We start from the raw sequence: 13,893 nt of genomic DNA, 5'->3' as shown, positions 1-13,893 counted from the left end.
AAACTAAATAAAAAACAATTTAATGATAAATATAAAGCTGTGTTAAAAATTTAATTTCATTGATAGATTATGCTTAAATTTTAGAACAAAGCTTTGAAGTGTTTTTAAATGAGATGGGTTGGTTGTTTTATTTTTATAATAAGATTTTAAAAATAAAAAATAATTACTTATTAAATTTTCTCATAATCTTTTCCTATTAAAATTTCATTATTTATTTCTATAATTGGTCTTTTAATTAAAGTAGGATTTAATAAAACAATATTAAATAATTCTTCTTTGCTTAAACTTTGAAGCTTTTCTTTATTAAGATTAAGCTTTCTTGCACTTGTACTAGAAAGATTAATTAATTCATTTAAATTTCTTTTTAAAAGCCATAAATTTAAAATGTTATTATCTATTTTTTTAATATCTTTAAAAACAAAAGTAAGTTGTTTTTGTGTAAGAAAATCCATAGCTTTTTTAACGCTATTGCAGTTTTTGATTTATAAATCACTTCACTTTCACTTTATATAAACAATGTATCCTTTCTCAAATATTTTAATTAAGAAAGGTTCATATGAAAAAAATTTTTTTATCTTTGGTTGTAGGGACTGGAATACTTACAAATCTTTTAGCTGATGGCATTAAGATACAAGGAAGCATTGCAGAAATTTATGATAACAATAAAACATTATTAATTGATACAATCCATGGCGGACAAATGGCGATTAAAATTTTACCAAACACTGAAATTGATATGGATAATTGCGGTCTATTTGGAATGGATAAAAAAGGTATGTTTAAAGATCTTAAAACAGGAGATTTTTTAGAAGCTAAAATTTATTATATGTCATCATCAGCTACCCCGTCCAATACAGCAATTCCTACTGCAAGAAAAATAGAAATTGAATGTCGTAAGAAAGCTTATTAATTTTAATAATAAAACCTTTTAGGTTTTATTATCTTGGAAATTTTTAGGTAAACTTTCTACATAAACACTTCTACTTGGAAAAGCAAAACTCAATCCATTCTTTGCAACTATTCTCATAAATTCTAACATTAAGCTTTGTCTTGCATTTCTAAAATCATCTGATTTAATGGCTTTTGTATAAAAATAAAGCTCTATATTTATACTACTATCAGCAAAATCACTCAAGGCCACATAACAAGAATTTTTATACCCTTCTAAATCATTAATAGAAACTAAATTTTGGCGATATTTTACTTTCGTATCGCCGTATTTTAAAGCATTATCATCTACTTGAGCCACAAAAGGACTTTTTGCTAATAATTCTCTTAGGTCATTTACACAAGATTCTAATTGTTCTGGAGTTGCATCATAAGTTACGCCAAGATACATTCTTACATGACGCCCCATTTTTCTTTTACTCCAATTCTTAATATTAGCTCCCATAATAGTTGAATTTGGCAAAAAAACCAAAGAATTATCAAAAGTTCTTATAGTTGTTTTTCTAAGTCCTATCTCAACAACAGTTCCTTCAATACCTGAAATTTCTATCCAATCTCCTTGATTAAAACTATTATCAAACAAAAGCAAAATTGAAGCAAAGAAATTTGCAATAATATCTTTTGCTGCTAAAGCAACAGCCAATCCACCAATTCCTAAAGAAGCAATAATAGCAGAAATATTAAAACCAAGTTGAGCAAGTATAAAAAGTAAAGCTATAATAATAACAATAAAATATAACATTTTAATAATTAAATTTACAACTTCTTTTTTATCGCTTTTTTTAGCTAAATTTGCAACTAAAACAATACCATATCCATCTAAAATATTAAGAACAAGCCAAGCAATAAGTGCAGCATAAACAATATAAAAAAGATTTGTAAGATCAAAAGAAACAGGCGCTGGATAAAAAGCTATAGTCAAACAAACACTAATAGCATAAACAATAAGTAAAAATCCTACAGGTTTTTTGATATTTTCAATAAAAATTGTTTTAACTTCGTTAGCTTTTGCTTTATTACGATAAATTAGTTTTACCAATAAAAAATAAACTATTTGAGAAAAAATTTTCCTTAATGAAAAGAAAAAAACAAGAGTTAAAATTGAAATAACTATTTTTCCAGTATTTACAAAATGAATATTTGCTATTTCATTAATACGATCAATCCAGTTTTGAAGTCTTAAAATACTAAAAAGATAATTGCTTTCAAGCAAATTTGCATTTACTCTTAAATATTTTAAAATTTCATTATAAGAATTAACCGTATTAGAAATTACTTCTTCTTTATGTGAGATTTTTTCTATTTCATTAGGATTGGTGATTTTTGTTCTATAAACACTCAAATCCATACTAAGAGTTTTTTGTAAACCATTCATTGCATTATCAATAACACCTATGATACTTTCACTATCTGCGGCACTCTTAAAAAGATTTTCTAAGCTCAATAAAGAAGAATAAAAACTTTCAACGATATCCAAATAAGTTAAATTTAAAGCTGTATCTACATAAACAAAGCTTTTATCACTGCTACGTTTTAAAATATCTTGTAATTGTTGTTTAGATTTTAAAAAAGACTCTGTAGCTTTTTCATTTATCTTTTGACTTACAATTACGCGTGGAATTTCTGAAAGAATTTCTTTTTTTTGCTCTTCAAGTTCTTTTAGGATACCACTATATATACTTGCATTAGAATCTGTAAATTTTTTGTATTCATTAATTTGTCTATTTAATTCTACAAATTTCTGAGATAAAGTATAAACATTTCTTTCATTTAAAATGCTTTTATTTAAATCAATAAACTTAAAATCATCGTTTGCAAATAAATTTAAGACAAAAAAACACAAAACTAAAAAATTTCTCATAAACTATCCTTGAATTAAAGTAAAAACTTTGGATTTAAAATTATACTCATAAATTTCACCTGTTTCAATGATGTAATACCAAGCATGAATTTCTAATCTACCCTCTTCAAAAGATTTTAAAACATTAGGATAGGTTAAAATATTTTGCAAAGAATTAATTAAATTAAGTTTTTCTGTCAACCATGAACGCATTGGAGGATCTTTGGAAAATTTTAAAACATCTTTTTTAATATCTTTAAGAAGTGTAAGCCATTTTTTAACATTGGGCATTTTATCAAGCTCTTCTTTTGGATAATAAAGAGCACTACAACCGCCACAATTACTATGTCCACAAACAACTATATTTTTAATATGCAATGAATTTAAAGCATACTCAATTGCAGAAGTTGAAGCTAAAAAATCATCTCCCACGCGATAAGGAGGAATAATATTTGCAATATTTCTTACCACAAAAAGTTCCCCAGGACCTGTATTGGTAATTAAATGCGGTATAACACGCGAATCAGAACAACCTATAAAAAGTGTATGAGGATTCTGTTTATTTTTTAAACTTGCAAAAAGTTCTTCGTGTTCTTTAAAATCTTCTTGCATAAACTTTATAGCGCCTTTAATAAGATCTTTCATACATATCCTATTTATAAACTATGGAAATTAAATTATATCAAAAAATATCATACAAATCTAAATCTTTTTACTTTTGATTAAAACTTATTTGATAAATTTATGTTTTTAGTTCTAAACTATAATTAGAGTTAAAATAATTTTTTGGAGGATATAATGAGTCTTTATGATAGAGATTATTTAAAATCTAAAGAGCTTGAAACAAGCTACTCAAGCCAACTAAGTATTTTTATCAAGCAAACTTATCAACTATTTGCAGCGTCTTTATTAGCAGCTAGCGTTGGTGCTTATGTTGGAATTTTTGCTTTAGCATCTTTTTTTATACAATCTCAAGCAACTTTTTGGATTCTTTTCATTATTGAAATAGGACTTCTTTTTGCATTACAATGGAAAAAAAGAGAAGCTCCATTAAATTTAATTTTACTTTTTGGATTTACTTTCTGTTCAGGTCTTACTTTAACACCGTTATTAATTTCCGTTCTTGCATTGCCAACAGGTGCTATTATAATAGCTCAAGCTTTTGCACTTACAACCGTTGCTTTTGGTGCTTTAAGTATCTTTGCTATGAATACAAAAAAAGATTTTACAACAATGGGAAAAGCTTTATTTATAGTTCTTATTGTTATAGTAGCGGCAAGCTTATTAAATATTTTTATTAAAAGTGATATTGTAAGTCTTGCTATTTCATCGATTGCTGCGATTTTATTTTCTTTTTATATTCTTTATGATACTCAAAATATTATTCGTGGAAACTATGAAACTCCTATCGAAGGTGCTGTAGCTCTTTATCTTGACTTTGTAAATCTTTTTGTAAGCTTACTTAATATTCTAAGAAGTTTAAATAGTCGTTAATTTGTGGGAAAATTCCCACAAAATTCTTGATAATTTCAAATCTTTTCAAGTTTAAATAAGTTAAAATATTTTCTTAAACAATAATCACAAATTTAGGAAAAAATATGACAACTCTTTTAATTATTTTGCAGTTTATCATTGTTGTTGTTATTTGTATAGCTGTTTTACTTCAAAAAAGTTCAAGTATAGGACTTGGGGCGTATAGTGGAAGTAATGAAAGTTTATTTGGAGCAAAAGGTCCTGCAGGATTTTTAGCAAAATTTACCTTTTTTATGGGAATTGTATTAATAGCCAATACCATCGCTTTAAGCTATATTTACAATACTTCTTCTGGAGACTCTTTAGCCGAAAAAATAACTGTTAAAAATAACTCAAGCATTCCAAATCCACCTATGAGTGTTGTCCCTTCTATACCAACAAATAACGAAAATAATATTACTAAATAAAGGATTTAAAATGCTAAATGAAATTTTTAATAAGCAAAAAGCTCATTGTGAAAAAAGTTTAGAGTCATTAAAAAAAGACTTTACCACTCTAAGAACAGGTAAAGTTAATATTCACATTTTAGATCATATACAAGTAGATTATTATGGAAATTTGACACCATTAAATCAAGTTTCAACTGTTTTAGCAAACGATGCCTCTACTATAAGCATTACTCCTTGGGAAAAATCTATGCTTAAAAATATCGAAACTGCAATATCAGCAGCCAATATAGGAGTAAATCCTAATAATGACGGCGAAAGCGTAAAACTTTTCTTTCCTCCTATGACAAAAGAACAAAGAGAAGAAAATGTAAAACACGCTAAAGCTATGGGAGAAAAAGCAAAAATTGCTATAAGAAATATACGCAAAGATGCAAATGATAGTGTAAAAAAAATGGAAAAAGACAAAACCATTTCAGAAGATGAAGCTAAAAAAGCTTATAATGAAGTGCAAAAACTCACAGATCTTTACATTAGCAAAGTAGATGAAAGTGTAAAAAATAAAGAATCAGAACTATTAAAGGTATAAACTATGAATTTAGAACAAGTTTATAAAGATTGCAAAGCTTTATTAGAAGGGCATTTTTTATTAAGCTCAGGCAAACATTCTAAATTCTATTTACAAAGCGCAAAAGTTTTAGAATACCCTAACAAAGCTCAAGAACTTTGTGATGAATTAGCAAAAATAATCTCTCAATATTCTATAGAATTTGATTGTATTTGCTCTCCTGCTCTAGGTGGATTACTAGCTGGATACGAACTAGCAAGATCTTGTAATAAACGTTTCATTTTTACAGAAAGAGTAAATGGAGAAATGACTTTAAGACGTGGTTTTGAAGTGAAAAAAAATGAAAAATTTATTATTTGTGAAGATATTATTACAACAGGAGGAAGTGCTTTAGAGAGTGCAAAAATCATAGAAAGTTTAGGTGGTAAAGTAGTAGCTTTTGCTGCTTTGGCAAATCGTGGTTTTTGTGCTGTAAAAAATTTAAATACAAAAGCAAAAGAAAATGCAAAACTTCCAAATGATACTCCTCTTTTTACCTTAGGAAATTTTGACTTTGAAATTTATGATAGCGATCAATGCCCGCTTTGTGATCAAGGTAGCATAGCTATCAAGCCTGGAAGTCGTGGAAATTAATGAAAGAAAGAAAAATTAAAGCAAAAATCGCTTCACGCTTTTTGCGTTTTAAAGCTTTAACTATAGATATTTTTTTGCTTTATGTTCCAATTTTATATTTATTTTATTTTATTTTAGGCTCTAAAGATGCTTTTTTACAAAATGGCATTATTACAACCCTTTGCCCTTTGCTTTTTGGCTTTATACAAGCTTTATTTCTAGCAAAATCTGCTCAAAGTCCAGGTTTAAAAGCTTACGATCTTTATTTAATGGATTTAAAAAGTGGTAAAAAGCCTAAATTTTTAAAAATAATATTAAGATATTTTATATTTTTTATAAGCTTTGGAATGATAATAGGATTATTTTTTAGTTTTTTTAGAAAAGATGGTTTAAATTTACATGATATATTAACAAGAAGTTGTATTATAAAAAGAAAGGCTTAACAATGAAAAGAAAAAGAATTTACAATCCGAGTTCAAACGAAACTTTAAATGATAGAAAAGTTTTTGATGGAAATCCTCACGGGATTTTAAATTTTACCAAAGCAAAATACACTTGGGCTTTAAAACTTTGGGATGTTATGGAAGCAAACACTTGGTTTCCAAAAGAAGTAGATACCACTAAAGACGCTCTTGATTATCGTTGCAATCTCACTGCGGCTGAAAAAAGAATGTATGATCTTGTATGGTCTCAACTTATTTCTATGGATAGTTTTCAAACTAACAATTTAGCTGATAATATCAACCCTTATATTACAGCTCCTGAAATCAATGCTGTTTTAGCACGTCAAGCTTACGAAGAAGCAAATCATTCAAAATCTTATGCTGTTATGGTAGAAGCAATTTGTGATAATACTGATTTAATTTATGAAATGGAAAAACACGATGAAACCTTAAGAGAAAAAAATGATTTTATTTCAGGAATTTATGAAGAATTAGCAGGCGATGTAGATGATAACAAACTTCTTTTAGCAATGGTAGCAAATCAAATTTTAGAAGGAATTTATTTTTATAGTGGCTTTACTGCGATCTATGCTTTAGCTAGAGCTGGTAAAATGCTAGGATCTGCACAAATGATTCGTTTTATCCAAAGAGATGAAATCACTCATTTGCTTTTATTTCAAAATATGATTAATTCAACACGCAAAGAAAGACCAGATCTTTTTAACGATAAAAATATCAATAAAATTTATGAAATGTTTAAAAAAGCTGGAGAGCTTGAAATCAAATGGGGAAAATATATCACTCAAAATCAAATTATGGGCTTTACAGATGATATTATAGAAGAATATATCCATTATTTAATCGATCAAAGACTATTAGCAATCAATCTTGATAAAATATACAACGCAAGTCATCCTATCAAGTGGGTAGATGATTTTTCTAAATTTAATGATCAAAAAAGCAATTTCTTTGAAAGCAAAGTAACCAACTACTCAAAAGGTAGCATAAGTTTTGATGATTTTTAATCAATGAAAGAACAAAAAAAACAAAATTTAGCCTTGCTTTGTGATTTTTATGAATTCACAATGGCACAAGGCTATTTTTTAAAAAAATTAGAAAATGAACTTTGCTATTTTGAAGTTTTTTTCAGAAAAGTGCCAGATAATGCTTCTTTTGCTATTTTTGCTGGACTTGAGAGTGTTTTAGAATTTATTGAAAATTTACATTTTGATAAAGAAGATATAGAATTTTTAAGAAAACAAGAAATTTTTTGTGAAGAATTTTTAGAATATCTAAGCCGTTTTAAATTTATGGGCACTATTTATTCTATGAATGAAGGTGAAATTATCTTTCCAAATGAACCTTTAATGATCATTAAAGCAAACCCTATAGAAGCGCAACTTTTAGAAACCTTTCTACTTTTAAATATCAATCACCAAAGCCTTATTGCCACTAAAGCAAATCGCATAAAAAGAGTAGCACAAAAAGCTCTTGTTTTTGAATTTGGTGCGCGTAGAGCTCATGGAAGCCAAGCAGCTATTAATGGGGCAAGATCAGCTTATATAGCTGGTTTTGATGGAACTTCTTGCACTTTAAGTGCTAAAATTTACAATATAAAAGCCATAGGAACTATGGCACATTCTTGGATACAAATGTTTGATAATGAATACGAAGCTTTTATAAATTATCTTAAACTTTATCCTAATCAACCCATTTTACTCATTGATACTTATGATGTAAAAAAAGGACTTTTAAATGCCATCAATGCTTTTAAATCTTTAAATATCACAAAAGGTGCAGTGCGTTTAGACTCTGGAGATCTTTTAAATTTAAGCAAATTTATAAGAAAAGAACTCGATCTTGCAGGATTAAAAGAATGTAAAATTATCGCATCAAATTCTTTAGATGAATTTATCATAAAAGATTTGGTTTCAAATAATGCTCCTATCGATGCTTATGGAGTAGGAGAAAGACTTATAACCGCAAAAAGCGATCCTGTATTTGGTTGCGTATATAAACTTGTAGCAATACAAGAAAATGAAGATATCAAACCCAAAATCAAAATAAGCGAAAACTCTCAAAAAACCATTTATCCACACTTAAAAAAGCTTTATAGAATTTATGATAAAAACTCCAACAAAGCTCTTTATGATAAGCTTTTAATATATAATGAAAAAATCATTATCAAAAAAGAATATTACGCAAAAGAACTTTTAAATTTAGTATTTAAAAATGGAAAAAGAGTTAAAGAAAAAAAAGACTTAGAAGAAATTAGATCTTATCTTGCACAAGGACTTAAAACTTTAGATTCTAAGTTTTTAGCATTAAAATCTAAAACAAAATATAAACTTAAATTTTCAAATAAACTTTTAAAAATCAAAAATTCTCTAATAAAATAATTTGAGAATTTTTCAAGCATAATTTTTTTTGCTACAATTTTTTTTAAATTTAAGGAGTAAAAATGAATGCATTTGAGCAAAAACGTGTAAAAACTATGACTGAAGAAATCGCCAAAAAGATCTTTATCAATGAAGAACTTTTTAATGCCTTTTGCGAAGTCCCACGTGAAATTTTTTCTCCTCTAAAAGCTCACGCATACCGCTTAGATGCCTTACCTTTAGCAAATTCTCAGTGGATAAGCTCTCCTTTAACCGTTGCAAAAATGACTATGGCACTAAATTTCAAAGATGCTGATAGTGTTTTAGAAATAGGATGTGGTAGTGGCTATCAAGCAGCAATTTTAAGTCGTATCATAAGAAGAGTTTTTACAATCGAACGCATAGAAAATCTTGCTAAAAGTGCTTCAAATACCTTTAGAGCTTTAGGATTTAGCAATATCAATGTGCGTTATGATGATGGGCAAAATGGCTGGAAAAATTATGCGCCTTATGATAGAATTTTATTTTCAGCTTATGCTACTTCTATACCAGAAATCATACTTGATCAACTAAGTGATAATGGGATCTTAGTAGCTCCTATACTTCAAAATGGAAAACAATACATCACAAGATTAACCAAAAATGGAACCTCTTTACAAAAAGAAATTTTAGAAGAATGCTTATTTGTGCCTGTTTTAGACGGAAAAGAGTGATTTTAAGCCCAATTTAGCACTCAAGGTGGAACTGTTTTTGATCCTAATAGTGTTACAGCTCAGAACCCTGTAATATTTTGGGGACATGAAAGTAAGCCTGTTACTTTAGATATTACTTTAAATGGTATTAATATTAAAAATGAAACTATTAAAAGCTTAGATGAGGCTATAGCTTATATTGATACTTTATTGATATAAATTTCAATGTCACACTTTATTTCAGCATTTTCAATGCGAAACAAAGTGTGACATTATCCCACCCACCCAAAATAAATTCAAAACAAATTTTGGAACAAAAATTGCTTAGTATTTTTTCGAATAATTTTAAGCAATACTTTATAAAGGATTTAATTATGATGAGATCACTTTGGTCCGGAGTTAGCGGACTTCAAGCACACCAAATTGCAATGGACGTTGAAGGTAACAACATTGCAAACGTTAATACTACAGGTTTTAAATATTCTCGTGCTGATTTTGGAACTATGTTTAGCCAAACAGTAAAAATAGCCACAGCTCCAACTGATGGAAGAGGGGGGCAAAACCCTTTACAAATCGGACTTGGCACCTCAGTTAGCTCCACAACAAGAATTCACTCTCAAGGTTCAGTTCAAACCACAGATAAAAACACCGACGTTGCAATCAATGGTGATGGATTTTTTATGGTAAGTGATGATGGCGGTCTTACAAATTATCTTACACGTTCAGGAGATTTTAAACTTGATGCTTACGGAAATTTCGTTAATAATTCTGGCTTTGTTGTTCAAGGGTGGAATATAGACTGGGATACTCAAAGCATTGATTCTTCAAGAAGCCCACAAAATATTTTCATCGATCCAGGTATGCACATCCCAGCAGCACAATCAACCGAAGTAGCTATCAAAGCAAATCTTAACAGCGGTCTTAACATAGGCACAGCTAGCAGACCATTATATTCTTTAGATTCTGTTCATGGATACAATAGCAAAACAAGTGAAACTAAAGATGAAAACGATACAGGAACAACTCAGTTTTACACCACTTCTAAAAATTCTGTAGAAGTTACAGAAAAAGGGGTTGATTGTGCTTCTTTATTTAATTCCAATGGAACAGGTTTAAATTTAAGAGATGGACAAGGAATTTGGGTATCTTATGCAGATGCAAAATACTCTACAAACTCTTTAGGAGTAAGTGCTTTTGATGCAAATTTACAACAAACTCAAACAGCAGCTTTTTGGGGAAATGGTGATCAAAAAACAAAATTAAGCATAGTTTTAAATGGTGTAAAAATAGAAAATGATAACATATCAAGTATAGATGAGGCTATAACTTATATCAATACTTTCACAGCTTCTAATGACACAAGACAAGGAACAGGAGTTAAAGCAGTTAAAAATGCTGATGGTAGTGGTATAGATTTTATCAATGATAACTCAGATGGCACTACAGATAGTATGAAAAATATCAATCTTGTAGTAAATTCTGATAATACAGCAGGTGAGGTTTGGACAGCGACTTGGACAGCAGGGCAAGATGGCACAGAAGGTTCATTTGCATATACTCAAGTAACACAAAATAATGCTTCTTTATGGACAGCTACAGGCGGAACAGCTGGCACACAAAATAATTTAACAGGAGGATTTAAAGCTCAGGTCATCACTGCTCATAAATATATCTATAGCTCTTCAGCCCAAACTCTTCCTCCTATGTATAATCCTGATGGAGGTTATTCTTATGTTCCAGGGACAAATGGAGGAGCAGGAAATCCTACTTGGAATGGTACAGATACAAATGTTATTGGTTCGCAAAATTATTACAATGCGGTAATGAATGGCTCTTTACTAAATACAGATGTAAGAACCTTCCATACTACTGAAGATTTAAGAGAGCTTTTACAAAGAGATGCAAGATATGGGGTTGATTATGATGGAAGTGGTTCATTTGCCGCAGCTGATGTAAATGAAAATGTTAAAGTAGTTGTAAATTCTTCAGGGGCTTTTTCTATCACTAATGTTAATGAAACTACAAATAGTCCAACACTTGTTACAGGGGGTCAAGGAGCATTACAATTTGGACCTCACAATATGAATTTTAACATCACAGCTTATACAGATGAAAAAGGAACAGTAAGCACTAATGATGCTTTTACAAAAATCTTTAAAGGACTTGATGGTTCTTTTCCTGCTGGAAATCAAGTAAAACAAAGCGAGCTTTTAAAACTTAGCGCTTTTTCAGCTGGACTTGAAATTTATGACTCTTTAGGTTCAAAACACACTTTAGAAGTGCAATTTGTAAAACAAAGCACAACTCAAGATGGGGGTAATGAATGGCAAATGATTATCCGTGTTCCTGAGCCTGCTGAGATCAATACCACAGGAGAGGGTCCGAACAATATCATCGTAGGAACAGCAAGATTTAACAATGATGGTTCTTTATCAAACTATAATCCAAGAACAATCAATTTTTCACCAAATAATGGTGCAGCACCAAATCAACAAATCAAACTTAGCTTTGGAACAAGTGGAAGCAATGATGGTCTAGTAAGCTCAAACTCAGCTTCAACCTTAACTTCTCAAGCAACTGATGGTTATACTTCAGGAAACTTAAAACCTGATGCGATACGCGTTGATGATAAAGGTAATATCTTAGGTGAATTTACAAACGGAAAAACTTTTGCAGTAGCAAAAATCGCTATGGCTTCAGTGGCTAATAACTCAGGTCTTGAAGAAATCGGTGGAAATCTTTTTAAAGTAACAGCAAATAGTGGTTCTATAGTAGTAGGTGAAGCTGGAACAGGCGGACGCGGTGAGATGAAAACCTCAGCACTTGAAATGTCAAACGTGGATTTGAGTCGTTCTTTAACTGAGCTTATCATCATACAAAGAGGTTATCAAGCAAACTCTAAAACAATTTCAACTAGCGATCAAATGCTTCAAACTTTGATCCAATTAAAACAATAATCAAGCTTTATCTTTTTTGGATAAAGCCTTTATCCAAGTTTTCTTGGATAAACTAAATCTTGCTTTGCAAGCCTACTTTTAGTGGTTTTACAATACAAGATTTATACGTAGGCTTGATGCCTTCAATTATTGCTAACTCACCTTTTGGTGAGTTGCAATTTAATTGATACTTTTTTAAGTTAATTAAATTTAACTTAAAAATATAAAAAGTAAATAACTACAAAAAACCTGCCTTTTAGTTTAAATTTAAACAAATAAAGCAAAAATTAATCTTTTATAAGTATGATAAAAGATTTAATACTTTTTAAGGAAATTATATGCTCTTAAGTAATCCCATTATTATAAGTGTTATCTTAATGACTTTACTTTGTATTTTTCGTTTTAATGTTTTGCTTAGTCTTTTAATCTCTGCTTTAGTAGCTGGAATGCTTGCTCATTTGTCTATGGTGGAGACTATGGATATTTTAATAAGCGGTATGAAAGAAAATTTAAAAACTGCTTTAAGTTATATTTTACTAGGAGCCATTGCTGCTGCTATTTCCAAAACAAATTTAACTGCTTATTTGATTAAAATCGTAAGCCACTTTATTTCGCATAAAAAATACTTTTTGCTAATTTCTTTAACTATTATTTCTTGTTTTTCACAAAATTTAGTGCCTATACATGTGGCTTTTATACCACTTTTAATACCGCCACTTTTAAGTCTTTTTAATCGCTTAAAAATTGATCGTAGAGCGGTAGCTTGTGCTTTAACTTTTGGACTTACCACTCCTTATATGGTATTGCCTGTGGGTTTTGGACTAACTTTTCAAGACTTGATAAAAGATAATATAGCTTCTAATGGAGTAAATGTAAGCTTAAGCGATGTTACCAATACGATGTATTTAGCTGCTTTTTGTATGATACTAGGACTTTTTTTAGCTCTTTTTGTTTTTTATAGAAAACCAAGAGAATATAAAGAGATAGAAATTTCTAAAGTAGATTTTGACAATCTTAAAATGACACGTAAGGAATGGGGTGTTTTAGCAGGACTTATAGTAACTTTAATCTGCCAAATTGCTACTATGAATTTACCTTTATCTGGACTTTTAGGTTTTGTTTTAATGGTAATTTTAGGAGGAGTTGAATACAAAAAAATTGATTTGATTTTTGATGATGGTTTAAAGATGATGGGCTTTATAGCCTTTGTTATACTCGTAGCGGCTGGATATGGAGAAGTTTTAAAACAAAGCGGTGCTGTTAGTGAGCTTGTAAATTCTGTTGTTCCTTTTATGCAAGAGAGTAAATTTCTAGCTATTTTTATAATGCTTTTAATAGGACTTTTAATCACAATGGGTATAGGAACTTCTTTTGGAACTATACCTATTATCACCACTCTTTTTGTTCCTATTTGTTTGGAATTAAATTTCTCTCTTGCTTTAATAGTCTTTATAATAGGAGTTGCAGGAGCACTTGGTGATGCAGGAAGTCCAGCAAGTGAAACTACAATGGGTGTTAGTGTAGGACTTAATGCTGATAAACAACACGATCACATTA

14 protein-coding genes and 1 pseudogene are annotated in these 13,893 nt (G+C 29.5%); 12 read left to right on the top strand and 3 right to left on the bottom strand.

Going from position 1 to position 13,893, the window contains the following annotated elements; all coding sequences use genetic code 11:
* Positions 1-170: 170 nt before the first annotated feature.
* The gene (locus tag JG676_RS07260) at positions 171-482 is read right to left on the bottom strand and encodes an ArsC/Spx/MgsR family protein (RefSeq protein WP_373563818.1); all 312 of its coding nucleotides are present in this window, start codon (positions 480-482) and stop codon (positions 171-173) included.
* A gap of 74 nt (positions 483-556) precedes the next feature.
* Between JG676_RS07260 and JG676_RS07255 the strand changes: the two genes are divergently transcribed.
* Positions 557-910: a hypothetical protein gene (locus JG676_RS07255; RefSeq protein WP_200170402.1), complete on the top strand. Its 354-nt coding sequence runs from the start codon at positions 557-559 to the stop codon at positions 908-910.
* A gap of 18 nt (positions 911-928) precedes the next feature.
* Here JG676_RS07255 and JG676_RS07250 read toward each other — a convergent pair whose 3' ends face one another.
* Positions 929-2,809, bottom strand: coding sequence for a mechanosensitive ion channel family protein (locus JG676_RS07250; RefSeq protein WP_200217808.1), 1,881 nt, complete (start codon positions 2,807-2,809; stop codon positions 929-931).
* 3 nt (positions 2,810-2,812) lie between these two features.
* The gene (locus JG676_RS07245; RefSeq protein ID WP_200217807.1) at positions 2,813-3,433 is read right to left on the bottom strand and encodes a carbonic anhydrase; all 621 of its coding nucleotides are present in this window, start codon (positions 3,431-3,433) and stop codon (positions 2,813-2,815) included.
* A gap of 153 nt (positions 3,434-3,586) precedes the next feature.
* Here JG676_RS07245 and JG676_RS07240 point away from each other — a divergent pair, with 153 nt between their 5' ends.
* The 11 genes and pseudogenes from JG676_RS07240 to JG676_RS07195 all read left to right on the top strand — a co-directional run.
* Positions 3,587-4,282 (top strand): Bax inhibitor-1/YccA family protein, encoded by a 696-nt coding sequence (locus tag JG676_RS07240; RefSeq protein ID WP_200217806.1) that lies wholly within the window; start codon positions 3,587-3,589, stop codon positions 4,280-4,282.
* Positions 4,283-4,386: 104 nt separating this feature from the next.
* The gene (gene secG / locus JG676_RS07235) at positions 4,387-4,728 is read left to right on the top strand and encodes a preprotein translocase subunit SecG (protein ID WP_200217805.1); all 342 of its coding nucleotides are present in this window, start codon (positions 4,387-4,389) and stop codon (positions 4,726-4,728) included.
* A 10-nt stretch (positions 4,729-4,738) separates the two neighbouring features.
* Complete coding sequence (gene frr / locus JG676_RS07230) at positions 4,739-5,296, top strand: ribosome recycling factor (RefSeq protein ID WP_200217804.1); 558 nt, start codon at positions 4,739-4,741, stop codon at positions 5,294-5,296.
* 3 nt (positions 5,297-5,299) lie between these two features.
* A complete protein-coding gene (gene pyrE, locus JG676_RS07225) occupies positions 5,300-5,908 on the top strand; it encodes an orotate phosphoribosyltransferase (RefSeq protein WP_200217803.1) in 609 nt (202 codons plus the stop codon).
* Positions 5,908-6,330, top strand: a complete 423-nt coding sequence (locus tag JG676_RS07220) for an RDD family protein (protein ID WP_200217802.1) — start codon at positions 5,908-5,910, stop codon at positions 6,328-6,330. The genes pyrE and JG676_RS07220 overlap by 1 nt, the downstream gene beginning before the upstream one ends.
* Before the next feature lie 2 nt (positions 6,331-6,332).
* The gene (locus tag JG676_RS07215; RefSeq protein ID WP_131163445.1) at positions 6,333-7,355 is read left to right on the top strand and encodes a ribonucleotide-diphosphate reductase subunit beta; all 1,023 of its coding nucleotides are present in this window, start codon (positions 6,333-6,335) and stop codon (positions 7,353-7,355) included.
* A gap of 3 nt (positions 7,356-7,358) precedes the next feature.
* Positions 7,359-8,729, top strand: coding sequence for a nicotinate phosphoribosyltransferase (locus JG676_RS07210; RefSeq protein ID WP_200217801.1), 1,371 nt, complete (start codon positions 7,359-7,361; stop codon positions 8,727-8,729).
* Positions 8,730-8,791: 62 nt separating this feature from the next.
* Positions 8,792-9,421, top strand: coding sequence for a protein-L-isoaspartate(D-aspartate) O-methyltransferase (locus tag JG676_RS07205; protein WP_200217800.1), 630 nt, complete (start codon positions 8,792-8,794; stop codon positions 9,419-9,421).
* A 6-nt stretch (positions 9,422-9,427) separates the two neighbouring features.
* Positions 9,428-9,607, top strand: a pseudogene (locus tag JG676_RS09245) (hypothetical protein); the annotation flags it as partial.
* Positions 9,608-9,774: 167 nt separating this feature from the next.
* Entirely contained in the window at positions 9,775-12,357 is a 2,583-nt protein-coding gene (gene flgE, locus JG676_RS07200; protein ID WP_200217799.1) for a flagellar hook protein FlgE, read from the top strand.
* Positions 12,358-12,674: 317 nt separating this feature from the next.
* On the top strand, positions 12,675-13,893 hold a 1,219-nt coding region (locus JG676_RS07195), incomplete at its 3' end, for a Na+/H+ antiporter NhaC family protein (RefSeq protein ID WP_200217798.1).

Origin of the sequence: Campylobacter sp. 2018MI34 (assembly GCF_016598975.1) — a bacterium.
In the GTDB taxonomy this organism is placed as follows: Bacteria; Campylobacterota; Campylobacteria; order Campylobacterales; family Campylobacteraceae; genus Campylobacter_D.
Note: the sequence above shows the minus strand (reverse complement) of the source record. Positions and strands in the feature narration are given on the sequence as shown.